Genomic DNA, 25,569 nt, shown 5'->3' with positions numbered 1-25,569 from the left:
ACGGCGCGCGGAGCTTGCAACGCCCGCGCCCTAGCGACCGAGCGCGGCGAAGGCGGCGATGGTGCGATCGACCGCCACGTCGTCGATGTGACGATGGGTGACGAGCCGGAGCTGCGCCGGGCCGCTCGCCTGCACCAGAATGCCGCGCTGCTTCATGCCGTCGGCCCATGCGGCGGCGTCGCGCGGGCTTGCCGAGACGTCGAGGCGCAGGATGTTGGTTTGCACGTGATCGGGCTCGGCGAGCGCCGGGTCGAGCCAGGTCAGCGCGGCGGCGAGCCGCTTCGCCCGCGCATGATCGTCTCGCAACCGTTCGATCATCGTCTCAAGCGCCACGAGGCCCGCGGCCGCGACGACACCGGCCTGGCGCATGGTGCCGCCGATGAACTTGCGCAAGCCGCGCGCCTTCGCGATGATATCGCTGGAGCCGCAGAGCAGGCTGCCGACCGGCGCGCTCAGGCCCTTGGACACGCAGAACATCGCGCTGTCGGCATGCTGGGCGATGCGTGCCGCCGGCACGCCGAGCGCGACGGATGCATTGAACAGGCGTGCGCCGTCGAGATGCACGGGGATTCCGTTGGCCCGCCCGAGCGCATGGATCCGCGCCATGTGCGAGAGTGGCAATACGGCGCCGCCGGCCCCGTTATGCGTCGTCTCCATCGCAATCAGGCCGGGCCGGCCGGAAGCGCTGGAGGCCCGGATTGTCGCTTCGAGCGCGGCTTCATCCATCGCGCCTTGGTGGCCCGGCACCGGCGCCGGCACCAGTCCAGCGATCCGGGTGACGCTGCCGATCTCCGAGTTGAGGAGATGCGCTCCGCCATCGGCGAGGATGATCGCGCCGGGCTCGGCATGGACGAACATCGCCAGCAGATTGCCCATGGTGCCGCTCGGCACGAACAGGGCTGCCTCCTTGCCCGTCAACGCGGCACTGCGTGCTTCGAGCTCGCGAACGGTGGGATCGCCCTCGCGGCCGTCGTCGCCGAGCGGAGCGCGCTGCATGCGCTCCAGCATCGCCGCCGTCGGAAGCGTGACGGTGTCGCTGCGCAAATCGACGATGCCGTCGCTGCGGCTGTCCTGCGCGGCCATCAGGCGTCCTGCATTTGCAGGCCGGCTGCGGCCGGCTCGGCCTCATCCGCCACGACGTCGCCGGCAAACCGCTCGACCAGCTTCACCGCAACCGTGTTGCCGAACACGTTGATCGCGGTGCGGCCCATGTCGAGGAAGGCGTCGACGCCGGCAATGACCGCCAGCGCCTCGATCGGCAGCCCGATCGCCGACAGCACCATGGCGATGGCGACAAGCCCGCCGGAGGGAACATTGGCGCTGCCCTTGCTCGCGATGGTCGTGACCATCACGATGGTGAACAGCGTCGACCAGGTCAGCGGCACGCCATAGGCCTCGGCGAGGAAGGTGACGGCGAGCGCGAAATACATGATGGCGCCGTCGCGGTTGAAGGCATAGCCAAGCGGCAGCACCACCGAGACGATGCGCTCGGATGTCCCCATCGCCCGCAGCTTCTCCATGTGCAGCGGCAGCGTCACCTCCGAGGAGCGGGTGGAGAAGGCCAGGATCATCGGCTCCATCACTGCCTTGGTGACGGCAAGCGGCTTCTCGCCAATCGCGAGCAGCATCAGCCAGAAGATCAGGACCATGATCGCGAGGCCGAGATACATCACGCCGACGAGCTTTGCGAGCGCGATCACGGTGGCGAGGCCTTGGGTTGCGAACAGCCACGCCATCACCGCGAAGATGGCGATCGGCGCGAGGTTGGTGATCCATCTGGTGATCTTGAACATCGCCGCGATCACCGCCTCGAGCACGGCGATCATGGGTTCGCCGACCTTGCCGACCGAGGCCAGTGCCAGACCAAAGAGAATGGCGAAGACGAGCGTCGGCAAAATCTTCTGCTCGGCCATCGCCGCGACGATGTTGGAGGGGATCATGTCCATGAAGAACTTGATCCAGTCGACCGACACCGCAAGATTCTGCGGCAGCTTGCCGGTTGCAGCCAGCGGGGCGCCGGCGCCGGGATGGAAGGCGGCGTTGAGCAGCAGGCCGATCAGGATCGAGATCACGGTGGCGAGGTAGAAATAGCCGAGGCTGATCGCGGCGACGCGCCCGAGAACTTTCAGCTCGCTGCCCATCCGGTAGATGCCGAGCGTGACGGAGGCGAAGACGACGGGAATGACGATCATCTTCACCGCTTCGACGAAGGCGGTGCCGATCGGGCGCAGGCTTGCGCCGAAATCGGGCCAGAGCAATCCGGCGCAAAGGCCGAAGCCGAGCCCGATCAGCATCTGAAACACGAGCGGCAGCGCGAACGGCAGCCGGATCAATCGCCAGATCATGCGTGATGGTCTCCTTGTCCGGGATATTGCGTGCGAATGGCGCCGAGCGCCGTGAGGCGCGCCTCGAAGGCGGACGCGAGATGCCGCCACATGCGCTGCTGCGCGGTATCGGGGTCGTGGGCTTCGACGGCCGCGTAGATGTCGAGATGCTCGCTGACCGCCTGGCGCGTGCGCTCGACGCTGTATTGCCGCATCTTCTGAAGGGCGAGGCCGCTCTGGGCGCGCAGATTGTCGTAGGCCTGCGCCAGCCGGCCGTTGCCGGTGGCGCGGAACAGTTCGTCGTGGAAGGCCCAGCCGACCTGCTGCGCCTCTTCGACATCGAGGGTCGTGGCCGCGGAGATCCTGCGCAGCTCTTCCGCGCAATGTCGCAGCGGCTCGGTCGGGCCCCGCGTTGCGGCGAGATAGGCCGCCATGCCTTCGAGCGCGAGCCGCAATTCGTGAATTTCGCGCAGATCGTCGAACGACATTTGCCGCACGAAGGTGCCGCGCATCGGATGAATGGTGAGCAGGCCGTCCTTGGCGAGCGCCCTCAACGCCTCGCGGACCGGCGTGCGCCCGAGCGCCAGCCTGGTCGACAGGCTGCGTTCGGAGAGCGGTTCGTCGGGGGCGAACTCGCCGGAGATGACGAGGTCGCGGAGCAGGGCATAGGCGCGGTCGCGGTCGAGGGAGGCCATGGGCATAACTGACATACCAGCGACATATCAGCGGGATGTCAAGCTATCGACCTGATTTCGTCGCCCAACTGAGGTCGCGAGCAGCAATCACGGTCTCGTGGCTTGCGCTTCTCATCGGAAAATATATCTTACGATATATCTAAAGAGGAGACGTACGATATGTTTCGAGACAAGCATCACAATCGACACGGCAGAGACGACCGGGAATTCCGTTTCGCATTCGCCATGGGCCGTCATGGCGGGCATCGCTTCGGCCGCGGCGGGCATGGCTTTTTCGGGCGCGGCGGTGGCGGTGATTTTCCGGGCGCGCGGCGGCTGTCCTCGCAGGACCTCCAGCTCGTGATCCTGGCGCTGCTCGCCGAGAATCCGGCGCATGGCTACGAGCTGATCAAGATCATCGAGGAGCGTTCGGACGGCTTTTACACGCCGAGCCCCGGCGTGATCTATCCGGCACTCACCTATCTGGAAGAGGTCGGCCACAGCAGCGTCGAACAGGATGGCGGCCGCAAGCTCTACAGCATCACCCCGCAGGGCGAGGCGCATCTCGCCGAGCAGCGTGCGACCGCGGACGCGATCCTTCAGGCGCTGTCGCGGATCGGGCGCCGCATGGACGAGGTGCGCGAGGCCTTTGCCGGAATCGGCGATCTCGACGCGGATGCCTCCGACGAACTGCACCGGGCTCGCCACAATCTCAAGCGCGCGCTGCGCAGCAAGCACGGCTGCGATTCCGCCGAAGCGCGCCGTATCGCTGCGATCCTGGACCGCGCCGCAGCGGAAATTCTCGGGAAGTGACGGACTGCAAAGGAAATGAATGATCGGCTTCGTCTCGATGACGCTGCCGCTCAAGGGCGGCACGGAGCTGTCGCTGAAGGTGAAGTGAGAGGACGGTCTATCTCCCGTAGCCCGGATGGAGCGCAGCGTAATCCGGGACCGCTGTGTCCGCTGGCGCGAATCCCGGATTACGCTGCGCTCCATCCGGGCTACAATCCCTTGCGTTGCCCGTCGGGCAAAACACCCGAGCCGTAGGTCAATGCGCGGTGGCAAAAAAATTCCGCTTTACCGAAATTCGGAATTGGCGGATAGTGCGCGCACTCCGGCCCGAGGAAGAGGGGCGTATCGCGATCGTCACGACACGCGGGCCGGGCGGCGGTGGACGTGGGTCACATCGGCGCGAAAAGCTTCGCAGGGCGGGCAACCGTGAGCGAAACCATCGCGCACACGACCGGTGTGATCGGCGTACGGCCAAATCGTGTCGTCCTGGCGCCCGGGGTCTGTGCGCCAAGTCCTGTGGTGATGTGYGCTGCCCRACCGRGCRCRCGCATCAGCCATCCGCAGGGCGACGGGGGCAATAGTGCATCGCTCCCCGGGGAGAGCGCGACATAAGCCGTTCCAACCACTGCGCAGGGAAAGGCCGGGATGTCTCCGGTTGCCCTGTTTCCCGCTGTGCATCGTAGCGCAATCTACCTTGCGCATAGCGGATCAATAGGAGCCAGCCGGCTCCCGGTCTTCCCTGCGCCCTCTTTCATTTGCGAGGGTGAGGCGACGAYGCARARCTCGGGCGARGCAAGCCGCGAGGATGCGAGGCTGTGTCTGCAATGACGGTGTTGAAGCAGGTACGCACAATGCTCCTCCATCGTCGTCCTGGCGAAAGCCAGGACTCATTACCCCGGTCGGCGTTGTCGAAGCACGATGTGGCCAAAGCGTTCGCAACAACGAACTTCGGTGATTATGGGTCCTGGCTTTCGCCAGGACGACAGTGAGGGGGTGGCAACGCTCACCTCGAACACAACCGTCATAGTCTCTAACGCGCGCTAACCAACGCCCGACTTAAAACTGTCATAATCACTGATGGAAACCCGCGCCTGCACGTTCTTTACAAGCCATTAAGCGGGCCTGCGTTGGATGCGGCGGGATAGTGCGTTGGGGACTGCAATGAGTGCCGCGAAGAAAGCGCCGGGAAAACCGGCCACCGAAATGTTCGACGACATACCGGTGCTTCAGCGCAAATGGCGTGCCGCGTTGAAGCCGGGCGAACGGCTGCCGCGCTACGAGGACGTCATGCTCGGCAGCCTCGGACGGCTCGCCGACCACATCGCGCTGCTCAAGGGCGATGGCGCGCTCGAGCTGTCGCGCAGCGGACGTTACGTGCAGAAATGGCTCGGCGAGGAGCGCTGGGACATTCCTTTGGCGGAGCTGCCGCCCGATTGCGCCACGGCGCTGTCGGAAGCAGCGGCGAGCGCGCTCGCGAACGGGCGGCCGCATCATGCCAGCGCGCATTGCGTGCGCGACGGCATGGTCAGGACCTACGATCTGCTGGCGCTGCCGACCGCCTCGCGCTGGGGCGCCACGCTGGTCGGCGCTTACGTCAACGAGCGCGGTACGCAATACAATCTGCTGGACGCAATCTTTTCCTCGACCGACGATGCGGTCGTCTCGCTGGCGACGCTGCGCGACGCCAATGGACGGCCGTTTGATCTTCAGGTCGTGCACCACAACAAGAGTGCAGCATTGCTGCTGAGGGCCGGCAGCGCGGGCCTGCAATGGCGCCGGATCGGCGAGGGGGACAATTTGCTCGCCTCGCCCGACATCATCAAGTTTCTGCTCAAGGCTGTTTCCGGCGGTCGCGGCGAACAGCTCGAGATCGAAAGCGAGGGGCGGAATCTCCGGCTTAGCGCCACCGCCTTCGCCGACGTGGTCTCGCTGACTATCTCGGACGTCACCGCGCTGAAACGGCGCGACGCCTCGTTCCGCCTGTTGTTCGACAACAACCCGATGCCGATGTGGGTGTTCGACGCACAAACCAAGGAATTCCTCAGCGTCAACGACGCCGCGGTCCAGCATTACGGTTACAGCCGCGCCGCCTTCCTGCGCATGACGTTGCACGAGATCTGGCCGCAGGACGAATGGGACAGCCACGCCGAGGCGCTCGAACGCATCGGCGAAACCTATCACTCCTCGCGCAACTGGCGGCATCTGCGCGCCGACGGCAGCGAGATCGAGGTGCTCACTTTCGGCCGCCGCGTTGCCTTCGACGATCGCGACGGTTACCTGGTCGCGGTGGTCGACATCACCGAGCGGCGCAAGGCCGAGGCGCGGATCGCCCACATGGCTCACCATGACGGGCTCACCGACCTTCCGAACCGCGAATATTTCCAGGAACGTCTGAAACAGACGCTCGCCCAGGCCGGAGGCAAGCGGGTCGGCGTGCTCTATATCGATCTCGACCTGTTCAAGAACATCAATGATTCCTTCGGGCATCCGGCGGGCGACCGTCTGCTGAAGCAAGTCGCCGAACGCCTGACCACCGCCGTCCGCGGCGCCAATCTTGGGGCGCGTCTCGGCGGCGACGAATTCGCCGTGATCCTCGCGGCCGACGTTTCGCCGAACGAGGCCAGTGCCTGCGCGACCTTGCTGATCGACATGCTGAGAGCGCCCTATGACCTCGATGGCCAGGAGATGGTGATCGGCGCCAGCATCGGTATCGCGCTGTCGCCGGGCGACGGCGTGACGTCGGAGGAATTGATGCGCAACGCCGACATGGCGCTGTATCGGGCGAAGTCGGACGGTGGCGGCGTGCACCATTTCTTCGAGCGCGAGATGGACCTCCAGGCGCAGAAGCGGCGCGACATGGAGCTCGATCTGCGCCGCGCCTTCGCCAATGGCGAGTTCGAGTTGCACTACCAGCCGCTGGTGTCGATCGCGTCCGACCGCATCTCCGGCTTCGAGTCGCTGCTGCGCTGGCATCACCCCGACAAGGGCATGATCTCGCCGGCGGAATTCATCCCGGTCGCCGAGGACATCGGCTTGATCTCCCAGCTCGGCGAGTGGGTGTTGCGCGAAGCCTGCGCCGAAGCAATCAAATGGCCGGCCGACGTCAAGGTCGCGGTCAATCTGTCACCCGCACAGTTCCGCAGCCGCAACCTGGTCCAGGTCGTGATCTCGGCGCTGGCGCAGTCGGGCCTGTCACCCAGGCGGCTCGAGCTGGAGATCACCGAGTCGATCTTCCTGGCCGAGACCGATGCCAATCTCGCGATATTGCATCAGTTGCGCGAGCTTGGCGTCAGCATCTCCATGGATGATTTCGGCACCGGCTATTCCAGCCTGAGCTATCTGCGCAGCTTCCCCTTCGACAAGATCAAGATCGACCGCTCCTTCGTCAAGGACCTGGCGCAGCGGCCCGATTGCGTCGCGATCGTGCGCGCGATCTCGGGGCTCGGGCGCAGCCTCAACATCACCACGACCGCGGAGGGCGTCGAGACCGAGGATCAGCTCGACTGGCTGCGCGCCGAAGGCTGCAACGAAGTGCAGGGTTTTCTGTTCAGCGCGGCGCGGCCCGCCGCCGAGATCGCCAAGTTGCTTGCCGATTTCGGCCAGCGTGCCTCACGGGCGGCGTAGCGCGGGCGGGAAGGTGTCGTAGACCAGCGCCCTGAAGGCGGGCGTGATGCGGCTGCGCTCGTTCTGGGTCTGCTGCATCATGATGTAGACCATGTCGAGCTTGGGATCGACGCCGAAATAGGTGCCGCTGCCACTGTCCCATTTCAACTCGCCGATCGAGCCGGGCGGCGGCGGTTTCGCGTTGCCGGGATCGGTCCGCACACCGATGCCGTAGCCATAGCCGAAGCCGTCGCCCGGAAAATAGAAATAATCGCGTCCGACGCCGGAGCCGGGCCCGATTTGATCGGTCGTCATGGCCTTGAACGCGGCGGGGCTGAGGTAACGCTTGCCCTCGAACTTGCCGCCATTGAGCAGCATCTGCGAGAAACGCTGATAATCGGTGATGGTCGAGAGTAGCCCGCCGCCGCCGGACTCCCATTCGGGATGGTCGAGACGGTCGCGCTCGCCGGCGAGCAGGATCGGGTCGTTCGGCAGCGGCCGTGCCATCCGTGCGCGCTCTTCGGGCGTCTTCAGCACGAATTTGGTGCTGCTCATCCCGAGCGGATCGAGAATGCGTTGCTTGAGGAATTCGTACAGCGTCTGCCCCGAGATGATCTCGATGACGGCGCCGAGCACGTCGGTGGAATGGCCGTAGCGCCACAGCGTCCCGGGCTGACGCGTCAGCGGCAGCTTGGCGATGCGGTCGGCGAATTGTCTGTTGTTGAAGGGCCCCTCGAAAATATTGGCGGCGGTGTAGACCTGCATGACCCAGGGGGCGCCGATATAGTCGTAGCTGATGCCCGACGTGTGCCGCAGCAGATCCTCGATGTTGACGGGACGGATCGGCGGCTCGAGTTCGAGCTTTGAGTTGCCGTCCGGCTCCACGCCCACCTTGGTGTCGGCAAAGAGGGGAATGTATTTCGACACGGGATCGGTGAGCGCGAGCTTGCCCTCGTCGATCAGCATCATCGCGCCAAGGCACGTGATCGGCTTGGTCATCGAGTGGATGGCGAAGATCGTATCCGGCGTCATCGCGAGGCCGGTCCTGGTGTCGCGTACGCCGAAGGTCTTGAAGTAGACCGGCTTGCCGTGCTGCTGCACCAGGATCACCGCGCCCGGCAGCCGGCCGCTCGTCACCTCGTTGTCAAAATATGCGGTGATGCGCTCGAGTCCGTCGGGCGACGGCGCGGGGATGTCGGCGGCACGGCCTCGCGCCATCGTGCCGGCCAACAGCGCGGCCCCGACCAGAAATTCGCGACGTCTCATCCGGGCTTCCTCCCTGGCCGGGATCAAAGCCGCAAGACGTTCGAGGCGTCAACAAGCCATCGATTAAAATCGCGTCACGATTTCCGAAAGGAACGGTCGCGGACGATCCTCGCTCGGCTTGGTCGGCGTGCCGATGTGAACGAGGCCGGCGAGCTTTTCGTCCGGCTTGAGGCCAAACCCGTCCAGCACGTCGCGATCGAAGGAGAACCAGCCGGTGAGCCAGCAGGCGCCGTAGCCGAGCGCGGTCGCGGCCGTGACGATGTTCATGGCGCTGGCGCCCGCGGACAGTTCCTGCTCGAAGGCCGGTACCTTCGGATGCGGCCTGGTGAAGCTGACCACGCCGATCACCAGCGGGGCATCGGTGAGCCGTTTCCGCTCGGTCTCGATATCGGCCGCCGGTGCGCCCGGATTCTTCCGGGCAAACACCTTCGCAATCACCTCGCCGGCGCGCTGGCGCGCATCGCCTTCGAAAATGATGAAGCGCCAGGGCGTGAGCTTGCCGTGATCCGGCACGCGCGCGCCGATGGTGAGGATCGTCTCGAGCTCGGCCGCCGAAGGGCCGGGCCCGGTCATCTCGCGCGGCTTGACCGAGCGGCGGGTCTTCAGGAGTTCAATGGCGTCGGGCACTGCGGTATCCTCTTCGGCTGGTCGTCGGGCGTGCAGTCCTCACATAGGAATGCACGCCCGCAACCGAAAGCGAGTTTAGACCGATTTCAGAGGTCAGGCCGCGCCCCGTGCCCGCACGACGTCCGGCGGGGTTGCTTCCTCGACCAGGGCGGCGATTGCCTCGGCCGTCGGCATCACCTTCTGCCCGTCGCTGCCGAGGCGGCGGACGGAGACCGAATGCGTCTCGGCCTCCTTCTTGCCGACCACGAGCAGCGCCGGAATCTTGGCCAGCGAGTGCTCGCGGACCTTGTAGTTGATCTTTTCGTTGCGCAGGTCGATCTCGACCCGCAGACCGGCACGCCGTGCGGCTTCCATGACCTGCTTGGCGTACTCGTCGCCTTCCGAGGTGATGGTCGTGACCACCGCCTGCACCGGCGAGAGCCAGAGCGGGAAGTTGCCGGCATAGTGCTCGATCAGGATGCCGATATAGCGCTCCATCGAACCGCAGATCGCGCGGTGCACCATGACCGGCGGTTTCTTCGATCCGTCATGATCGATGTAGAACGCGCCGAACCGCTCCGGCAGGTTGAAGTCGACCTGCGTGGTGCCGCACTGCCAGTCGCGGCCGATGGCGTCGCGCAGCACGTATTCGAACTTCGGCCCGTAGAAGGCGCCTTCGCCCGGATTGATCTCGGTCTTGATGTGGTTGTTCTGCGACTGGATCTCGCGCAGCACCGTCGCCATCACGCGCTCGGCGTGATCCCACATCTCGTCCGTGCCGACGCGCTTGTCCGGTCGGGTCGACAGCTTGACGGTGAGATCGCCGGTGAAGCCGAAATCGGCATAGGTCGACAGGATGAGATCGTTGATCTTGAGGCACTCGTCCGCAAGCTGATCCTCGGTGCAGAAGACATGCGCGTCGTCCTGGGTGAAGCCGCGCACGCGCATCAGGCCATGCATGGCGCCCGACGGCTCGTAGCGATGCACCACGCCGAATTCGGCGAGCCGCAACGGCAGGTCGCGGTAGCTCTTCAGGCCGTGCTTGAAGATCTGCACGTGGCCGGGGCAGTTCATCGGCTTCAGCGCGAACCAGCGCTTGTCCTCGGCCTCGTCGCCTGCCGACTGCGCCGCGAACATGTTTTCGCGGTACCAGCCCCAATGGCCCGAGGTCTCCCACAACGACTTGTCGAGGATCTGCGGCGCGTTGACCTCGCTGTAGTCGCCAGTCAGGCGCCGCCGCATATAGGCGATGAGCTGCTGGAAGATGGTCCAGCCCTTGGCGTGCCAGAACACCACGCCCGGGCCTTCCTCCTGGAAGTGGAAGAGGTCGAGCTCGCGTCCGAGCTTGCGATGGTCGCGCTTTTCGGCTTCCTCGATCTGCTTGAGGTAGCCGTCGAGGTCCTCCTGCTTGGCGAAGGCGGTGCCGTAGATGCGGGTCAGCATCGGGTTGTTGGAATCACCGCGCCAATAGGCGCCGGCCACCTTCATCAGTTTGAAGGCGTTGCCGACCTTGCCGGTCGAGGTCATGTGCGGGCCGCGGCACAGATCGAACCAGTCGCCCTGGTAGTAGATCTTGATCGGCTCGGTGCCGGGAATGGCGTCGACCAGCTCGACCTTGAACGCCTCGCCCTTGTCGCGGAACACCTGCTTGGTCTTTTCGCGATCCCAAACCTCTTTCGTGAAGGATTTGTCGCGCGCGATGATCTCGCGCATCTTTTTCTCGATCGCGGCAAAGTCGTCCGGTGTGAACGGCTCGTTGCGGAAGAAGTCGTAATAGAAGCCGTTCTCGATCACCGGGCCGATCGTGACCTGGGTGCCCGGCCACAGCGACTGCACGGCCTCGGCCAGCACGTGCGCGCAGTCGTGGCGGATCAATTCGAGCGCGCGCGGATCGTCGCGGTTGACCAGCTCGATCTTGGCGTCGGCCTCGATCGGATCGTTGAGGTCGGCGAGTTCGCCGTCGAGCGCCATCGCCACCGTGCGCTTGGCCAGCGACGGCGAGATGCCCTTGGCGATCTCAAGGCCAGTGATGCTCTTGGCGTATTCGCGCCGGGCGCCATCGGGGAAGGTGAGGGTGATCTTTTCCGGCGGGGTCACGGGTCTCAAATTGCTGAGGCTGTATTGGAAGCCGGATTCGGACTTGGGTTGGTCCTTGGGCTGGTCGGTCATTGCTTTTCTCCTGAGGCTCACTCCTGCGAACGAGCGCAGGTAAGCGGGAACGAGCGATATATCAGGCGATTCGGCCTGTGCAATCCGGCAATTCCAAGAAAATCGGCCGTAAAGCCGCCGTCGCGCACCAACTATTTCGCAGAGGCCCTTTAACAGGCCGGGAGTCTCCTCTACATGCACCTGCATGGAAAGTGCCCGCGCCGGCCGTTTCGTGCCAACCGCCCTGATGCTCGGAAATTTCGTCACCGGCTGCTCGGTGCTGGCGCCGGCAGGGATGCTGCCGGAATTGTCGGCGGGGCTTGGGATCAGCATCCATGCGGCCGCGCTCCTGATCACGTTCGGCGCGATCACGCTGTGCATCGGCTCGCCGCTGACGGCGTGGCTGACCAGCCGCATCGAGCGGCGGACCTTGCTCGCAACGACGCTCGCCGTGCTTGCCGCCGGCAATCTGGCTTCGGCGTTCGCACCCGACTACACGAGCCTCCTCGTCATCCGCCTCGCGATGCTTGCGGTCGGTGCGCTCTACACGCCGCAGGCCGCCGGCACCGCGGCGCTGATCGTGCCGGTCGAGCGGCGCGGCAGCACGATCGCCTATATCTTTCTCGGCTGGTCGTTGGCTGCCGCCGTGGGTCTTCCGCTGATCACCTTCATCGCCAGCCGCTACGGCTGGCGCGCGGCCTATGGCGAGATCGGCGCGCTCGGCTGTGTCAGCTTCCTGTTGCTGCTGATGCGCCTGCCTGGCGGGTTGAAGGGCACGCCGGTGGATTTGAAGACCTGGGCGGCGGTCGGCCGCAGCAGAACGATTCTGCTCCTGCTTGCGATCACCATGCTGCAAATGTCCGGACAGTTCGTGGTGTTCACCTTCATGGGCCCGCTGCTCAAGAAGCTGACCGAGGCGAGCCCGGATGCGATCGGCCTGGTGTTCGGCATCTATGGCGTCTGCGGCTTCCTCGGCGTCGTCATCGCAACGCGCATTGTCGATACAAGGGGGCCCTACCGGACCTCGCTGCTGTTCACCTGCCTGCTGCTGGCGGGCATCACGGGGTGGGCGCTGAGCGCCGGCACCCTCGTTCTGATGGCGTTCGCGGTCGCGATCTGGGGATTGGGTTTTGCCTCGACCAATTCGATGCAGCAGGTGCGGCTGGTCGCGGCCGCGCCGCCGCTTGCATCGGCGACCGTCGCGCTCAACACGTCCGTCCTCTATATCGGCCAGGCTGTCGGCTCCGCCGTCGGCGGGCTGCTGTTCGCCCGCGAACTGCTGCACACGCTCGGCTTCGTGGCGGTCGGCTTCGTCATTGTGGCGCTGGTCCTGGTCATGTCGACCCGGCCGCGGCCGGCTGCTGCCGCTCCGGCCTGAAGGCAGCGTTTTCCTGTGCGCAAGGCGCTTGGCAAACCGCGCGGGAGGGCGCTAGAAGGCGAGGCATGGGGACCAAAGAGAGTTGACTGAAATGAGGATGATTTTGGCGGTTGCCGCGGTGCTCTATTCAGCCTCCGCGTTCGCACAAACCGACAAGCCACCGATGGTGGGGGACAAGCCGCTGGTGCAGGTCAAGCCGAAGGGGACCAAAGAGGGCACCAAGGAGGCGGCTGCAAAGCCTGCCGCCGCGGCGCCGAAGGGCAAGCCGCAATCGATCGCGGTACGGCTCCAGGCCTGTCTCGACCTCGATGACGGCACCAAGGACCGTCTCAACTGCTACGACGCGGTGATTCCGCCGGCGCCGAAGCCGAAGCCGGCGAAGGCCAAGGGCTACGCCGATTGCCGCTTCTTCAAGGAAGAGGACGAGCGGCTGGCCTGCTTCAACGGCTTTGCCGAGAGCATTCCGAAGCTGCCCAAGAACTGAGAATCAAGCGCTGTGGGTTCGAGTCGGACGGTTAGTCGCTGATCCGGCTCAGCACCGCTCTGAATGCAACGCCCGGCGCCTGTAGCGCGGTGCCTTCGAATTCCGCCATGTCGCCGTCTTCCCGGCCGCTGAGCGTCAGCGTGATCCTGTCGTTGCCGAACAACGGCCTGAAGGACGGGTCGTCGTTGTAGCGCTCGGTGGAGATCTTGACCTTGATGCCGTCGCCTTCGCCGGTATAGCTGCCGACGAAGGCGAAGGCGGAATTGCCGCCCCGCATCTTGCCATCGGTCACATAGACGACGCCGCAGCCCGTTCCATGCACGGTATGGAAGTCGACCTTGTACAATCCCTGACGCACGACCCGTCCCCGCGAAATTCCGATTGCAATCCGGTCGGCAAATTATGTCCACGGCTGGCGGAAACAATCCGGTGTCCCACGGGAGCTTCGGCCATCAACATTACATTTTGATCAATGCGTGGGAGAATTGCAGGCAAGTGCCGCCAAATGCCGGCTGGCGCAATATCAGGCCTAGCGGTTCGATGTTGAGGAGGCGGTGGCGGCCACGCGCGTCAGCGCCAGCGCCGGCGTCGCCGACATCTTCACCAGCACGTCCTTGAGAGGATCTTTCGTCCAGGCGCGGGTCACGTAGTCGCGATGGGTGATGCCGTCGCCGGTTTCGACGAACACCACGCTGCCGGGACGCAGCGGCCCGTCCATGTCCTCGGAGACGCTGATGCCCTTCTGCCGCAGCATGCTCATCAGCTCGCGGTCGCGCCGCGCGGTGTAGTGGGTGTAGGAGCTGACGAAGAAGCCGGAGCGGTGGCTCGCGATCCAGGAGGCGAACTTGTCCATTTCGCCATAGACGGCGTCGAGCAGCACGACGCCGCGGACGCGGTCGCGGATGCCGCCGACCTCGAGGCTCCAGGCGGTCGGCAGGAAGCCGCCGCTATAGCCGACGATCACGATCGGCATGTTGGCGAAGGCACGTACGCTGTTGGGATCGCCGGTGACGCGGGCGAGATGGTTGGCCGATTCCTCCATGAAGCGCTTGAAACCGCCGGGCTGCCAGAATTTTCCGGCGCTGGAATCGGCGGCGTCGACGGCCATCTGCGGCGCAAGGAGCACGGCATTCGCACCGGAATCGGTGATCTGCTGCGGCACCAGCTGCCGGTCACGCACGTCACGCTCCAGCGTCGCGCCATTGCCGTGGAAGAACACCACGATCACGCCCGGCTTGCGCACGTCGAAATGCTCGGGGACATGCATCAGAACGCGGCTGTCGCTGTAGGTCTCGTCCTGCCAATAGACGCGCCCGGAGTAACTGCGGTGGCCGCGGCGGTCGCCCTTGGCGATGTTGAGGAAGGGCGCCTCGGAGGCGGGGTTGTTGCCAAAATAGGGGAAGGCGGACGACTTCATGCTGACGAGCGTCGTCAGGTCGTCGCGCGGCGGACGCGTGTAGGGGATCTGCGGCTCGAGCGAGGCCACCTTGTAGGGCGCATGCTCCGGCTGCTGCTGTACGGCACGCTTCGGCGAAAAGTCAGACATCTGCCGTTGCAGGAGGCTCTCGCTCGCCGACGGGAAGCGCTCCTTGAACTGCGGGGCCGGGAAGCGATCCTCGAACGTGACGTTGCTTGCGACTTGCGGATTGGTCTTGGCGACGACCTGATTGACGACCGGGACGTTGGCCTGCGAGTTCGCCGCGAGTGCGGCCGGATTGGGCGCCTTGCCGCATTGAACCAGCGTCAGCGACAGCGGCACCAAGGCTGAGATCAGGCCGATCCGGAGCGCACGGCCGCGCGCGCCGGACGTCGTCCGATCGGCACGAATGTCAGCTCTCAAGTTCGGAACGGCCCCGACCATCCACCCATGACCCCGAGTCCAGCGGCGATGTTTAAGCAAATTGAGCCGACTGGCGTTTAGGCGACGTTAAGTGTCCGGAGAAACTTCCCCACATCCGGAACGCTCAAAAGGACCACGCAATCGTGTCGTGATTGTGGGGGCGGGAAACGGGATTCTCCGGTGTTTGCCTAGGTTTATTGCCCAGGAGCGTGCATAATCGGTTGCATGATACCGATATCGGCTGCCTCATTTAGCCCTTGTTAACCCTGCTTGAATTGACTGGACCAATCTGCACGATGCTTCGCACAAGGCGTGACGCCTGAGGTTAGGGACCCCGATGACGGCATCAGACGCGGGAACCGTGCCATGGATTGCCCGGCTGACCGGTGGCGGGTCCGGCGTCTCGGTTCTGGTCGCGACCGCCATCGTCGTGGCCGACATGATCGGGGTCGGCGTCTTCACCAGCCTCGGCTTCCAGGTCAAGGACATCCCCTCCGGCTTCTCGATCCTCTCGCTGTGGACGATCGGCGGCATCGTGGCGCTGTGCGGCGTGTTCTCCTACAGCGAGCTCGGGGCGATGTTTCCGCGCTCGAGCGGCGAGTACAATTTCCTCGGCCGCGCCTATCATCCTGCCTTCGGCTTTCTCGCCGGCTGGGTCTCGGCGACGGTCGGCTTTGCGGCGCCGGTCGCGCTCGCCGCCATGGCCTTCGGCGAATACGCCAAGTCGGTCGTCCCCGATCTGCCGCCGATCCCGCTTGCCATTGGCGTCGTGTGGCTGGTCTCGCTCGTGCAACTGACCGGCGTCAGGCACTCCTCCACGTTCCAGTTGATCTCGACCATCTTGAAGGTCGTGCTGATCGTCGCCTTCCTGGTCGCCGGCTTCGTCGTCGGYGTGCCGCAGCCAATCTCCTTTGCGCCGCAGGCCGGCGATCTCGTCCATATCGTCAGCGCGCCCTTCGCGATCGGGCTGGTCTTCGTGATGTACTCGTTCTCGGGCTGGAATGCCGCGACCTACATCATCGGGGAGATGAGCACCCCGCAGCAGAGCCTGCCGCGCGCGCTGCTCACGGGCACGCTGATCGTGCTCGTCTTGTACGTCGCGCTCAATGCGGTGTTCCTCTACTCCACGCCGATCAGTGCGCTCGCCGGGCAGATCGACGTCGCCAGCGTTGCCGGCAGCGCCATCTTCGGCAGCCTCGGCGGCCGGATCGTCGGCGCGATGATCTGCGTTGGCCTGATTTCCTCGATCAGTGCGATGATGTGGATCGGGCCGCGCGTGATGATGACGATGGGCGAGGACATTCCGGCCCTGCGCGTTTTCTCGCGGAGGTCGGTAAGGGGCGCGCCTGCCTATGCCATCCTGTTCCAGCTCGCGGTCGCGAACCTGCTGCTGTTCACGCGCAGCTTCGAGGCGGTGCTCGACTTCATCCAGTTCGCACTGCTGTTCTGCTCGTTCTTCACGGTCGCCGGCGTCATCAAGCTGCGCATCACCGATCCCGATCTGCCGCGCCCGTATCGCGCCTGGGGATACCCGTTCACGCCTCTGGTTTTCCTGCTCGTGACCGCGTTCATGATGTACTACCTCTTGACCGAGCGGCCGGTGCAGTCGCTCTCGGGGATGCTCGTCATGGTCTCGGGCCTGTTGATTTATGCTGTTTTCCGCAGGCGGCCGGTCGCCGCTGGCACGTCATAACATCGCGAATAGACATGTTTCGACCCCTGAGAATTGCGGCTATCGCTCTTGCCCTGCTGGTTGCGGCCGTCGCGTCCGCGCACGCCGCCGACGTCACCTTCGACGACACTGCGCGCTTCCTTGCGGGCATGCAGCCTTCGGCGGACTCGCCGCTCGTGCCGTTGACGAAGGACCCGGGATGGCAGCGCCACGCAAAATTCTTCGACGGCGCCTTTGCCCAGCTCGAGCAGCGGCAGCTCTCGAAGATCCGCAACTGGGCCGAGGTCAACCTGGCCGCGCCCAGGCCGACCATGTTCTACATGTTCAGCGGCCCGGATTTCCTCTACGCCAATGCCTTCTATTCCAAGGCCAGCACCTATGTGCTCGGCGCGCTGGAGCCGGTCGGTGCGGTGCCCGATTTGACGCGGCTGCCGCGCGGTTCGGTCGGCGCCGCGCTCTACAATGTCGAGCGCTCGCTCGGCTCGATCCTGAGCTTCTCCTTCTTCATCACCAAGCAGATGAAGGTCGACCTGCATGCCAACCAGGTCAACGGCACCTTGCCGATCCTCTATGTCTTCCTCGCGCGGTCCGGCAAGACCATCCGCAACGTCGAGACGGTCGCGCTCGACAACAAGGGCGGGGTGCATACCGGCAACGACAATCCGGGGCCGAACGCCACGCACGGTGTCCGCATCATCTTTGCCGGCAGCGACGGCGAGGCGCGCACGCTGTATTATTTCTCGACCGATCTCTCCAACCCGGGCGCGCGCGCCGCGGGCTTCCTCAAGTTCTGCGAGACGCTCGGGCCCGGTAACAGCCTGCTCAAGAGCGCGTCCTATCTGCTGCACTCCGGAAATTTCACGGTTGCTCGCGACTGGCTGCTCGCCAACAGCGCGACCATCATCCAGGACGATTCCGGCATTCCGCTCGCGAACTACAATGCGCGGCAATGGCGGTTCTTCCCGTTCGGCCGCTATCTCGGCCCGATCAACGAATTCCCGGGCCGCTACCAGGAGCGCTACGCCGAATTGTTCGCGCGCGCCCAGCCGATCGACTTCGGCGTCGGCTATCGCTGGCGCATGCATGAATCTAACCTGCTGCTGTCGGTGAGGGTGCCGGGCAGCGAGACGACACCGGCGGCGGAGACAACGTCGTCCGCCGAGCCGCCGCCGAAGCCGCGTCCGAAGCGGTCGCGTCCGCCCGAATCTATCCCGCCGTCGTCCGGACGTTTTTTCTGGTTCCGCTAGGACCGGCCGTCAGGTCGGGCTCTGGGCCACGACGACAAGAACCTCAGCCTTCTGCCGGCCGAGGCTTCTGACTTCGTGCGGGGTCTCACCTGAAAAATACAGGCAATCGCCCTTGCCGAGCGTCAGCTCCTCGCCGTCGAGCTTGATCGCGATCTTGCCGTTGATGACGAACAGCAGCTCCTCGCCGGCATGCGAGGCGCGCGTCGCCGATTTGTGCGGCGGGCTCAGCAGGAACGGCTCCATCATCTTGCGGGTGCGCCCGGTGACCAGCGGGACTACGCCAAACGTGTCCTGGAACAGCGGCACATTGCCGCCTTCACGGCGGAACAGCGTGTAGCGCGGCGCGGGCTCGGCGTTGGGGTCGAAGAAGTTCGCGACATTGACCTCGAGCGCGGCGGCCATCCGCAGCAGGGCGGCGAGCGAGGGGATTTTCAGATTGCGCTCGACCAGGGAGATGTAGCCGCGCGTGAGATCGCTCTGCCTGGCGAGCTGGTCCAGCGTCAGGCCCTTGGCGATCCGCGCCTGGCGGATGTTGGCCCCGACGGCCGTCGCTTTGCTGACGTCAAGCACGCATGAGTCTCCTGAACTGCTGATGCCTCTTTTGCATCAGATGCCGCCCGACTGCCAGCCCGGCGGCTCGCGCCAGCCGCTCGCGGATGTATCCCAATGGAAAACTTATGCGCGGAAATTTCAAGCAGGGCCGCGGATATTGTGGGCAGAGACGCTGGCATTCCACGTATAATAGCTGAAAAACAGTGCAAATTGCGGGTTTTGCCGATCGATGCGGCATTTGCCGCGTTCCGCGTCGTTGATTTCCAACAGTAAACATGGTCGATTTTTGACGTTCCTGGCTGCCGATGGGCTCCACGGACAGAACCACCTGCTTCCCCTGGCGCCGGTACTTTTTGGAGAGATCGATGACCGTAGCAGACGACGTAACCCTGAACGTGGCGCCGGACGAAGCGGCGAGCTTGCGACGGATCGTGTGGTCGAGCGTGATCGGCACCGCGGTCGAATGGTATGACTTCCTGATCTACGGGACGGCGACCGCGCTGGTCTTCAACAAGGTCTTCTTCGCCGCGGGCAACCCCGCGCTCGCCACCATCGCGGCCTTCGGAACCTATGCGGTCGGATTCCTGGCGCGGCCGCTCGGCGCTGCGATCTTCGGTCATTACGGCGACCGGGTCGGCCGCAAGGCGATGCTCGCGATCACGATCATGGTAATGGGCGTCGGCACCTTCCTGATCGGTTTGCTTCCGACCTATCAGCAGATCGGCATCGCCGCGCCGCTGCTGCTGATCGGCTTGCGCTTCCTCCAGGGCATCGGCCTCGGCGGGGAATGGGGTGGCGCCGTGCTGATGGTGGTCGAGAACTGCCCGACGCACCGCCGCGGCCTGCTCGGCAGCATGGTGCAGGTCGGCAACCCCATCGGCAATCTCGCCGCGATCGGCATGTTTGCGCTGGTGGCGGGCCTGCCGGAAAGCGAGTTCATGACCTATGGCTGGCGCATTCCGTTCCTGATCTCGATCCTCCTCGTCGGCGTCGGCCTCTACATCCGCCTCAACATGGAGGAGACCTCGGCCTTCCGCCAGGTCCAGGCCAAGAAGGAGGTCGCGAAGCTGCCGCTGGTCGAGATCTTCAGGCATCACCGCAGGCCGTTCTTCACTGCGGTCGGGCTCAAGATTTCTGAGATCGCCTATGCCAGCATCGGCGGCGTGTTCGTGATGTCCTACGCGACGACGAGTCTCGGCCTGTCGCGCACGGTGGTGCTGAACGGCGCCTTCGCGGCATCGTTGGTCGCGCTGGTTGCCATTCCGCTGTTCGGCTGGCTGTCCGATATCCTTGGCCGCAAGACGATGTTCTACGGGAGCTGCCTGTTCTCGGCGCTGTTTGCCTTCCCGCTGTTCTGGCTGCTCAATACCCGCGATCCCACCATCGTCATCTGCACCATCGTGGTCGCGATCACGTTCGGACAGATGGTGATGTTCGGCATCGGCGCGCCCTGGTACTCCGAGCTGTTCTCCGCGCGGCTGCGCTACAGCGGCGCCTCGCTCGGGTTTCAGGTCGGCGCGGCCATCAGCGGCGGGTTGACGCCGCTGATTGCCGCATCTCTGATGGCCTGGAGCGGCGGCGCCACGTGGCCGGTCTCGCTGCTGCTGATGGCCTGCGCGGCGATCACCGCGACCGCGACCACGTTCGCGCCGGAGATGGCGAACAAGGAACTGACCTGATCCCGGGGCGCGCCGCGTCTTGCGGCGCGCCATCGCTTCTCACGAGGATACCGTCATGCTTGACAAGATCGACACCGGCTCCGCGCAGAGCGCAGCACGCCTCGGCTGGACCGGCGTGGTGCGCTTCCTCCATCTCGCCCCGCGCGCGTTCCTGCCGATGCGCGCCATGGAGCAGCTTGCTCTCGTCGCCGGCCGTGGCATCGAAGGCGACCGCTACATGATCGGACGCGAGGAGGGTTTTTATTCGCACAAGCCGGAAGAAGGCCGCCAAGTCACGCTGTTCGAGTTCGAGACCCTGGTTGCGCTCAAGCGCGACGCCGGGATCGAGCTCGGCCCCGAGGAGCATCGCCGCAACGTGACGGTCGAGGGCGTGCCGCTGAACCATCTGGTCGGACGCCGCTTCTGGCTTGGCGAGACCTTGCTGGAGGCAACCCGCTTGTCGATTCCATGCCGGCATATCGAGGAGATCACCGGCAAGGCGATCTTCGATCCGCTCATCAACCGCTCCGGGCTGAACTGCAAAATCCTTCAAGGCGGCATCGTCAGGGTCGGCGACACCGTGCGGAACGCAGCATGAAGGCGCGTCCGATCACGACGATCAAGACAGTCGTCGCCGGCATCGAAGAGGCTGGCGACGGAATAAAACTGTTTGCGCTGGCCGATCCCGATAGATGGGAATTGCCACCCTTCAAGCCCGGCGCGCATATCGATCTGCACTTGCCGAACGGCCTCGTCCGCACCTATTCGCTGTGCAACGAGCCCGCCGACAACACGCGCTATGTCATCGCGGTCAAGCGCGAGGCCGATGGGCGCGGCGGTTCGCGCGCGCTTCACGATGATGTCGGCCTTGGCGACGTCATCGGCGTCTCGCTGCCACGCGGCGGGCTGGAGCCAGGCGCGCAGATTGCGCGCCATGTGTTCGTCGCAGGCGGCATCGGCGTGACGCCGTTCCTGTCGATGGCGCGGCACCTCGCACGAACGGGACATGCCGACTTCACGCTTCATCTGATCGTGCGCGAGGAGGTGCCGCTCGCGTCTCACCTCGCGCCCTTGATCGGCGATGGTCGCATCGTCGTGCATCGGACGTCCCGGGGCGGACGTCCGGATCTTGCGTCGCTGGTCGGTAAGGGCGGCTCGGAGACCTTGGTCGCTTGCTGCGGTCCGGAAAGCATGACCGGCGATTTCGAGCGGGTGACCGCCGCCTGGCCCGCGGCCAATGTTCATATCGAGCGTTTCGTCGCGCCGCCGCCGGTCATCGATCCCGACGCAAAGCCCTTCACGCTGTCACTGGCGCGCTCCGGCGCCGAGATCCAGGTTCGCGCCGGCCAGACCATGCTGGCCGCCTTGCAGCAAGCAGGCGTCGACATCGCGACGTCCTGCTGCGGCGGCATCTGCGGCGCCTGCAAGGTCGGCTGGCTCGAGGGCGAGCCCGTCCATCGCGACCGCATCCTGTCGCCCTACGAGCGCGAACGCTATCTCATGGTGTGCGTCGCAGGCTCAGACGCGGATCGATTGGTGCTGGATCTCTAGCCTACCAGTGTACGCTCTGGCTGGGCACGATGAACGCCGTCGTGCCCGGCGGCGTGGCCAAGCTCGTCGCCAGGTACCAGCCCGAGCCGAGCACGAGCGCCAGCAGTGCGATGATGGCGAGCATGTCGAGGGTTCTGGGATCGTGATGATGCCCGCGGTGATCGGGATTTGGCCCAAACCTGAAGTGAAAATGAGGGCTGATTTTCCAGCGCATTCTTGTTTCCTCCCGTGGGAGCATCACAACAACGCGAGCGGGAAGTTCCGGTTCCATTCAAGGCGGCGATGCGTGAGGCGCCGCGGCGTTCCTGGTCATATTCAGGACGCGTTGACGCCGCGCCAGCGGCCATAGCGCCAGGGCAGATACCAGCGCGCGCCTTGCGGTGCGGTGAGGGGGACGTTGTCGATCCCCGAGGTGCCGAAAGGATTGCAGCGGAGCAGTCGCGCGAGCGTCATCCAGCCGCCGGCCCAGAGTCCGAACCGTTCGATCGCCTCGTCGCCATAGACAGAGCAGGTCGGCAGGTGCCGGCAATTGTAGCCGACCAGCGGCGAGAGCGTGTGGCGGTAGAGCCAGATCAGTGCGCGGCCGAATCTGCGCGGGAGCCGGAGCGCGCCCTCGACGTGAGTGGAACAGTGCTCGCAGGCTGAATGCTTCATGGGCGCTGTGCTGCGATCGTGAGCGAGGTATTGCGCGGTTCCGGCGCAGGGAACCGCAAGTTGTTGTTTCTGCGCCATATTTATCGTGCTTTTTGGGAGCAGTGCAGCAAGTACCTGTGGACGATCTGTATTCCCCCGGATACCATTTTTATGACGCCCGTGTGTAGAAACATACGCCTGTATGATGGACTCAGAGGGCGCTACCGGGGATTGTTGGGGGACCTTTGGGGCTTGGGGAAGGAACCAGATTGAGACTTCTGAACTCCCTTGATCGTCGCGGCTGGTTGTTGCTTGGGGCTGCCGCACTTGGCGTCGCGCTCTTCGGAGCTGTCGCCACGACCGGCACAACGGCTCATGCCGGTGCCACGCTCGAAGAGCGCAAGCTGCCGATGAAGTTCAACTGGGTCGCTTGCGAGCCGAACTGCCGCGGCTGGGTCAGCGCGGTCGGCATCATCACCGCTGATACGCCCAAGGATTTCGAGGAGTTTGCCCGCGGGCGCCAGCTCGGCGGCGCCACCGTCGTGCTCGACTCCAGCGGCGGTTCCGTCAATGACGCGATCACGCTCGGCCGGCGCTTCCGCAATCTCGGCCTTTTGACCACGGTCGGGATCTCGCAGCAGAGCCGCGGCGGACAGAGCGCCCGTCCAGCCGTCGCTCCCGAGGCCTATTGCGAATCCATGTGCGTGTTCCTGCTGCTGGCCGGCAAGAAGCGCTACGTGCCGGAAGCCGCCCATGTCCGGGTCCATCAGATCTGGATGGGCGACCGTGCCGACGATGCGAAGGCGGCAACCTATAGCGCGCAGGACCTGATGATCGTGGAGCGCGACATCGGCCGGCTCGCCAAATACACCTTCGACATGGGCGGTGCCGGCGACCTCCTGTCGCTCGCGCTGAATGTGCCGCCGTGGGAAGATCTGCACGAGCTGGACGCCGGCGAGCTCAAGCTCACCAATCTGGTGACGACCGATCTCGTGGCCGACGTGCTGCCGCATGTCGATGTCTCGGCGCCGGCGATGGCGGAGCTGACACCGAAGACGCAGGCCAGGTTTGGCGTGGAACCGGAGCAGGCGGCCAGGTCGACCAAGACGGCGGAAGCCGTCGTGCCGACCGGGACGGCGCCGAGCGCGGGCTCGCAGAAGTAGGATCTCAAATCTTGGCAGTCATTCCGGGGCGCGCGTAGCGCAAACCCGGAGTCCCGCGCTGTAATCTCGGGATTCCGGGTTCGTCGCTTCGCGACGCCCGGAACGACGCGGGCGGGGTTCAGCCCTGCGCCGCAGCCGGCTGCTTCGCCTTCGCCTCGATCTGACCGATGGCGTCGACCACGGCATCGAAGGTCAGCAGTGTCGAGGCGTGGCGCGCCTTGTAGTCGCGGACCGGCTCCAGGAACTTGATCTCGGCCCATTTGCCGTCCGGCGGCGCGCCATTTTCCTTCAGCATCTTGCGAACAGTTTCGCGTAACTCACGGAGTTCGCTCGCGGTCGAGCCAACGACGTGACTTGCCATGATGGATGAGGAGGCCTGGCCGAGCGCACAGGCCTTCACGTCGTGGGCGAAGTCGGTGACAGTGGCGCCGTCCATCTTGAGATCGACCTTCACGGTCGAGCCGCACAGTTTTGAGTGTGCGGTGGCGGTGGCGTCGGGGTCCGAAAGCCGCCCGAGCCGCGGAATATTCCCGGCCAGCTCGATGATTCGCTTGTTGTAGATGTCGTTCAGCATGTGATGGAGTCCAGCACTTCCGGGCGGGATCGGCCTTGGCGGGCGCCGTCCACGGTCCTATATAGGGTCGGAACTGGCGGAAAAACAGTCCAGCGGTCCGGTCCGGCGGTGCTGATCCAGAGCCGCGCGGCCGACGTTAGAGTTGAGACCTCTTTCGCCAAAACTGTACTCTTCAGGCGTCCGGCGGCTTTGCCGCCCCGTCTGCCGGTGACACTCCGGCCGCTAGGCCGTCGAACGGAGTAGACATGGACGCTGCGATCAAATCCCTTCGCCCCAGCAAGCCTTCCGACAAGCAGCCCGAGAGCCGCCCCGCGGAGCTGGACCCTGCCGAATTCCTCGCGGCCGCCGTCCGCGCCGACCAGCCGCGCCCGGCGCGTGCCGAGGCCGAGCACGCGGTGAAGACGCTGCTCGCCTATATCGGCGAGAACACCGAGCGCGAGGGCTTGCTCGACACGCCGCGCCGCGTGGTCGAGGCCTTCGACGAGCTCTATCAGGGCTACCACCAGTGCCCGGCCGAAGTGCTCGACCGCACCTTCGGCGAGACCGCCGGCTATGACGACTTCGTGCTGGTGCGCGACATCGAGTTCACCTCGCAGTGCGAACACCACATGATGCCGTTCTACGGCAGGGCGCACATCGCCTATACCCCGGTGGAGCGCGTCGTCGGCCTGTCGAAGCTCGCGCGCCTGACCGACATCTTCGCCCGCAGGCTCCAGACCCAGGAGCATCTGACGGCGCAGATCGCAGCGGCCATCGACGAGGTGTTGAAGCCCCGCGGTGTTGCCGTGCTGATCGAGGCCGAGCATACCTGCATGTCGGTGCGCGGTGTCGCCAAGCATGGCGCCTCCACGTTCACCAGCCGCTTTACCGGCATGTTCCGCGACAATCCGGCGGAGCAGGCCCGTTTCCTGTCCCTGGTGCGAGGCACGCGCTGACCTCGCGAGTTGACTGGCGAGGTTTCTGTGTCCGCTCACTCCCATGAGATCGAGGAAGGCCTCTCCTTCCTGCCCAGGTTCGACGCCGCCGGCCTCGTGACCTGCGTGGCGACCGACGTTGCCACCGGTGACGTGCTGATGGTCGCCCACATGAATGGCGAGGCGCTGCGCAAGACCATCGCGACCGGCGAGGCCTGGTACTTCAGCCGTTCCCGCAATGCCTTGTGGCGAAAAGGTGAGACGTCAGGTCAGACCCAGCGCGTGGTCGAGATGCGCACTGATTGCGACCAGGACGCGGTCTGGCTTCGTGTCGAGCAGATCGGCGCGGCCTGCCACACCGGCCGCCGGTCCTGCTTCTACCGCAAGGTCGAGGCCGAGGGCGGCGGCGCCAAGCTCGTCTTCGTCGATGCCGAGCGGCTGTTCGATCCCAGCGCGGTCTATAAGAAGTAGCCCCTCTGTCATTCCGGGG

The 25,569-nt window shown here is 64.9% G+C and carries 24 protein-coding genes; 12 read left to right on the top strand and 12 right to left on the bottom strand.

What is annotated here, in order from left to right:
- Nucleotides 1–30: 30 nt before the first annotated feature.
- From ACXJMY_RS07120 to ACXJMY_RS07110, 3 genes are read right to left on the bottom strand one after another with little or no spacing between them, the layout of a single operon-like run.
- Entirely contained in the window at nucleotides 31–1,083 is a 1,053-nt protein-coding gene (locus ACXJMY_RS07120; RefSeq protein ID WP_456618602.1) for a GntG family PLP-dependent aldolase, read from the bottom strand.
- Nucleotides 1,083–2,345 carry a dicarboxylate/amino acid:cation symporter gene (locus ACXJMY_RS07115; protein ID WP_456618601.1) on the bottom strand — a complete coding sequence of 421 codons (1,263 nt, stop codon included), beginning with the start codon at nucleotides 2,343–2,345 and terminating at the stop codon, nucleotides 1,083–1,085. The genes ACXJMY_RS07120 and ACXJMY_RS07115 overlap by 1 nt, the downstream gene beginning before the upstream one ends.
- Nucleotides 2,342–3,019, bottom strand: coding sequence for a GntR family transcriptional regulator (locus ACXJMY_RS07110; protein WP_456618600.1), 678 nt, complete (start codon nucleotides 3,017–3,019; stop codon nucleotides 2,342–2,344). The genes ACXJMY_RS07115 and ACXJMY_RS07110 overlap by 4 nt, the downstream gene beginning before the upstream one ends.
- 159 nt (nucleotides 3,020–3,178) lie before the next feature.
- Here ACXJMY_RS07110 and ACXJMY_RS07105 point away from each other — a divergent pair, with 159 nt between their 5' ends.
- Entirely contained in the window at nucleotides 3,179–3,811 is a 633-nt protein-coding gene (locus ACXJMY_RS07105; protein WP_456618599.1) for a PadR family transcriptional regulator, read from the top strand.
- Between the two features lie 1,140 nt (nucleotides 3,812–4,951).
- Nucleotides 4,952–7,414, top strand: coding sequence for a putative bifunctional diguanylate cyclase/phosphodiesterase (locus ACXJMY_RS07100; protein WP_456618598.1), 2,463 nt, complete (start codon nucleotides 4,952–4,954; stop codon nucleotides 7,412–7,414).
- Here the strand turns inward: ACXJMY_RS07100 and ACXJMY_RS07095 are convergent.
- From ACXJMY_RS07095 to thrS, 3 genes are all read right to left on the bottom strand, one after another.
- Nucleotides 7,400–8,659 carry a serine hydrolase domain-containing protein gene (locus tag ACXJMY_RS07095; protein WP_456618597.1) on the bottom strand — a complete coding sequence of 420 codons (1,260 nt, stop codon included), beginning with the start codon at nucleotides 8,657–8,659 and terminating at the stop codon, nucleotides 7,400–7,402. The genes ACXJMY_RS07100 and ACXJMY_RS07095 overlap by 15 nt on opposite strands.
- A 63-nt stretch (nucleotides 8,660–8,722) precedes the next feature.
- A complete protein-coding gene (locus ACXJMY_RS07090; protein WP_456618596.1) occupies nucleotides 8,723–9,286 on the bottom strand; it encodes a nitroreductase family protein in 564 nt (187 codons plus the stop codon).
- Nucleotides 9,287–9,379: 93 nt separating this feature from the next.
- A complete protein-coding gene (gene thrS, locus ACXJMY_RS07085; RefSeq protein WP_456618595.1) occupies nucleotides 9,380–11,434 on the bottom strand; it encodes a threonine--tRNA ligase in 2,055 nt (684 codons plus the stop codon).
- A 184-nt stretch (nucleotides 11,435–11,618) separates the two neighbouring features.
- Here thrS and ACXJMY_RS07080 point away from each other — a divergent pair, with 184 nt between their 5' ends.
- Together ACXJMY_RS07080 and ACXJMY_RS07075 are read left to right on the top strand one after the other, a co-directional pair.
- The gene (locus tag ACXJMY_RS07080) at nucleotides 11,619–12,791 is read left to right on the top strand and encodes an MFS transporter (RefSeq protein WP_456618594.1); all 1,173 of its coding nucleotides are present in this window, start codon (nucleotides 11,619–11,621) and stop codon (nucleotides 12,789–12,791) included.
- A 91-nt stretch (nucleotides 12,792–12,882) separates the two neighbouring features.
- A complete protein-coding gene (locus ACXJMY_RS07075) occupies nucleotides 12,883–13,275 on the top strand; it encodes a hypothetical protein (RefSeq protein WP_456618593.1) in 393 nt (130 codons plus the stop codon).
- Nucleotides 13,276–13,306: 31 nt separating this feature from the next.
- Here the strand turns inward: ACXJMY_RS07075 and ACXJMY_RS07070 are convergent, their stop codons facing one another.
- Together ACXJMY_RS07070 and ACXJMY_RS07065 are read right to left on the bottom strand one after the other, a co-directional pair.
- Nucleotides 13,307–13,633, bottom strand: coding sequence for a hypothetical protein (locus tag ACXJMY_RS07070; protein ID WP_456618592.1), 327 nt, complete (start codon nucleotides 13,631–13,633; stop codon nucleotides 13,307–13,309).
- A gap of 171 nt (nucleotides 13,634–13,804) precedes the next feature.
- Entirely contained in the window at nucleotides 13,805–15,136 is a 1,332-nt protein-coding gene (locus ACXJMY_RS07065; RefSeq protein WP_456618591.1) for an alpha/beta hydrolase, read from the bottom strand.
- 316 nt (nucleotides 15,137–15,452) lie between these two features.
- Between ACXJMY_RS07065 and ACXJMY_RS07060 the strand changes: the two genes are divergently transcribed.
- A complete protein-coding gene (locus ACXJMY_RS07060) occupies nucleotides 15,453–16,808 on the top strand; it encodes an APC family permease (RefSeq protein WP_456618590.1) in 1,356 nt (451 codons plus the stop codon).
- Between the two features lie 14 nt (nucleotides 16,809–16,822).
- A complete protein-coding gene (locus ACXJMY_RS07055; protein WP_456618589.1) occupies nucleotides 16,823–18,034 on the top strand; it encodes a hypothetical protein in 1,212 nt (403 codons plus the stop codon).
- A 9-nt stretch (nucleotides 18,035–18,043) separates the two neighbouring features.
- Here the strand turns inward: ACXJMY_RS07055 and ACXJMY_RS07050 are convergent, their stop codons facing one another.
- A complete protein-coding gene (locus ACXJMY_RS07050) occupies nucleotides 18,044–18,604 on the bottom strand; it encodes a helix-turn-helix domain-containing protein (protein ID WP_456618588.1) in 561 nt (186 codons plus the stop codon).
- Nucleotides 18,605–18,951: 347 nt separating this feature from the next.
- On the opposite strand from ACXJMY_RS07050, the gene ACXJMY_RS07045 reads away from it, so the two are divergent.
- From ACXJMY_RS07045 to ACXJMY_RS07035, 3 genes are read left to right on the top strand one after another with little or no spacing between them, the layout of a single operon-like run.
- Nucleotides 18,952–20,265, top strand: a complete 1,314-nt coding sequence (locus tag ACXJMY_RS07045) for an MFS transporter (RefSeq protein WP_456618587.1) — start codon at nucleotides 18,952–18,954, stop codon at nucleotides 20,263–20,265.
- A gap of 55 nt (nucleotides 20,266–20,320) precedes the next feature.
- Entirely contained in the window at nucleotides 20,321–20,842 is a 522-nt protein-coding gene (locus ACXJMY_RS07040; RefSeq protein ID WP_456618586.1) for an MOSC domain-containing protein, read from the top strand.
- On the top strand, nucleotides 20,839–21,795 hold the full coding sequence (locus ACXJMY_RS07035; RefSeq protein WP_456618585.1) for a PDR/VanB family oxidoreductase: 957 nt from the start codon (nucleotides 20,839–20,841) through the stop codon (nucleotides 21,793–21,795). Before ACXJMY_RS07040 ends, ACXJMY_RS07035 begins: the two co-directional genes overlap by 4 nt.
- Nucleotide 21,796: 1 nt before the next feature.
- Here the strand turns inward: ACXJMY_RS07035 and ACXJMY_RS07030 are convergent, their stop codons facing one another.
- Both ACXJMY_RS07030 and yidD read right to left on the bottom strand, forming a co-directional pair.
- Nucleotides 21,797–22,009 (bottom strand): hypothetical protein, encoded by a 213-nt coding sequence (locus ACXJMY_RS07030; RefSeq protein ID WP_456618584.1) that lies wholly within the window; start codon nucleotides 22,007–22,009, stop codon nucleotides 21,797–21,799.
- 101 nt (nucleotides 22,010–22,110) lie between these two features.
- Complete coding sequence (yidD, locus tag ACXJMY_RS07025) at nucleotides 22,111–22,449, bottom strand: membrane protein insertion efficiency factor YidD (protein WP_456618583.1); 339 nt, start codon at nucleotides 22,447–22,449, stop codon at nucleotides 22,111–22,113.
- A gap of 248 nt (nucleotides 22,450–22,697) precedes the next feature.
- Between yidD and ACXJMY_RS07020 the strand changes: the two genes are divergently transcribed.
- Nucleotides 22,698–23,591, top strand: a complete 894-nt coding sequence (locus tag ACXJMY_RS07020) for a hypothetical protein (protein ID WP_456618582.1) — start codon at nucleotides 22,698–22,700, stop codon at nucleotides 23,589–23,591.
- Nucleotides 23,592–23,709: 118 nt separating this feature from the next.
- Here the strand turns inward: ACXJMY_RS07020 and ACXJMY_RS07015 are convergent, their stop codons facing one another.
- Complete coding sequence (locus ACXJMY_RS07015) at nucleotides 23,710–24,165, bottom strand: iron-sulfur cluster assembly scaffold protein (RefSeq protein WP_456618581.1); 456 nt, start codon at nucleotides 24,163–24,165, stop codon at nucleotides 23,710–23,712.
- A 245-nt stretch (nucleotides 24,166–24,410) separates the two neighbouring features.
- Here ACXJMY_RS07015 and folE point away from each other — a divergent pair, with 245 nt between their 5' ends.
- Nucleotides 24,411–25,100, top strand: a complete 690-nt coding sequence (gene folE, locus ACXJMY_RS07010; RefSeq protein WP_456618580.1) for a GTP cyclohydrolase I FolE — start codon at nucleotides 24,411–24,413, stop codon at nucleotides 25,098–25,100.
- 27 nt (nucleotides 25,101–25,127) lie between these two features.
- Entirely contained in the window at nucleotides 25,128–25,550 is a 423-nt protein-coding gene (gene hisI, locus ACXJMY_RS07005) for a phosphoribosyl-AMP cyclohydrolase (RefSeq protein WP_456618579.1), read from the top strand.
- Nucleotides 25,551–25,569 lie beyond the last annotated feature (19 nt).

The sequence above is a fragment of the Bradyrhizobium sp. P5_C12 genome, from assembly GCF_054049735.1.
Note: the sequence above shows the minus strand (reverse complement) of the source record. Positions and strands in the feature narration are given on the sequence as shown.

What these genes read in the sequence shown, in the direction of transcription:
- ACXJMY_RS07030 (WP_456618584.1), bottom strand. Translation starts at nt 22,009, where the DNA reads ATGCGCTGGAAAATCAGCCCTCATTTTCACTTCAGGTTTGGGCCAAAT.
- ACXJMY_RS07120 (WP_456618602.1), bottom strand. Translation starts at nt 1,083, where the DNA reads ATGGCCGCGCAGGACAGCCGCAGCGACGGCATCGTCGATTTGCGCAGC.
- ACXJMY_RS07080 (WP_456618594.1), top strand. Translation starts at nt 11,619, where the DNA reads ATGGAAAGTGCCCGCGCCGGCCGTTTCGTGCCAACCGCCCTGATGCTC.
- ACXJMY_RS07075 (WP_456618593.1), top strand. Translation starts at nt 12,883, where the DNA reads ATGAGGATGATTTTGGCGGTTGCCGCGGTGCTCTATTCAGCCTCCGCG.
- yidD (WP_456618583.1), bottom strand. Translation starts at nt 22,449, where the DNA reads ATGAAGCATTCAGCCTGCGAGCACTGTTCCACTCACGTCGAGGGCGCG.
- ACXJMY_RS07100 (WP_456618598.1), top strand. Translation starts at nt 4,952, where the DNA reads ATGAGTGCCGCGAAGAAAGCGCCGGGAAAACCGGCCACCGAAATGTTC.
- folE (WP_456618580.1), top strand. Translation starts at nt 24,411, where the DNA reads ATGGACGCTGCGATCAAATCCCTTCGCCCCAGCAAGCCTTCCGACAAG.
- thrS (WP_456618595.1), bottom strand. Translation starts at nt 11,434, where the DNA reads ATGACCGACCAGCCCAAGGACCAACCCAAGTCCGAATCCGGCTTCCAA.
- ACXJMY_RS07115 (WP_456618601.1), bottom strand. Translation starts at nt 2,345, where the DNA reads ATGATCTGGCGATTGATCCGGCTGCCGTTCGCGCTGCCGCTCGTGTTT.
- ACXJMY_RS07105 (WP_456618599.1), top strand. Translation starts at nt 3,179, where the DNA reads ATGTTTCGAGACAAGCATCACAATCGACACGGCAGAGACGACCGGGAA.
- ACXJMY_RS07015 (WP_456618581.1), bottom strand. Translation starts at nt 24,165, where the DNA reads ATGCTGAACGACATCTACAACAAGCGAATCATCGAGCTGGCCGGGAAT.
- ACXJMY_RS07095 (WP_456618597.1), bottom strand. Translation starts at nt 8,659, where the DNA reads ATGAGACGTCGCGAATTTCTGGTCGGGGCCGCGCTGTTGGCCGGCACG.
- ACXJMY_RS07045 (WP_456618587.1), top strand. Translation starts at nt 18,952, where the DNA reads ATGACCGTAGCAGACGACGTAACCCTGAACGTGGCGCCGGACGAAGCG.
- ACXJMY_RS07035 (WP_456618585.1), top strand. Translation starts at nt 20,839, where the DNA reads ATGAAGGCGCGTCCGATCACGACGATCAAGACAGTCGTCGCCGGCATC.
- ACXJMY_RS07110 (WP_456618600.1), bottom strand. Translation starts at nt 3,019, where the DNA reads ATGGCCTCCCTCGACCGCGACCGCGCCTATGCCCTGCTCCGCGACCTC.
- ACXJMY_RS07040 (WP_456618586.1), top strand. Translation starts at nt 20,321, where the DNA reads ATGCTTGACAAGATCGACACCGGCTCCGCGCAGAGCGCAGCACGCCTC.
- ACXJMY_RS07055 (WP_456618589.1), top strand. Translation starts at nt 16,823, where the DNA reads ATGTTTCGACCCCTGAGAATTGCGGCTATCGCTCTTGCCCTGCTGGTT.
- ACXJMY_RS07065 (WP_456618591.1), bottom strand. Translation starts at nt 15,136, where the DNA reads ATGGTCGGGGCCGTTCCGAACTTGAGAGCTGACATTCGTGCCGATCGG.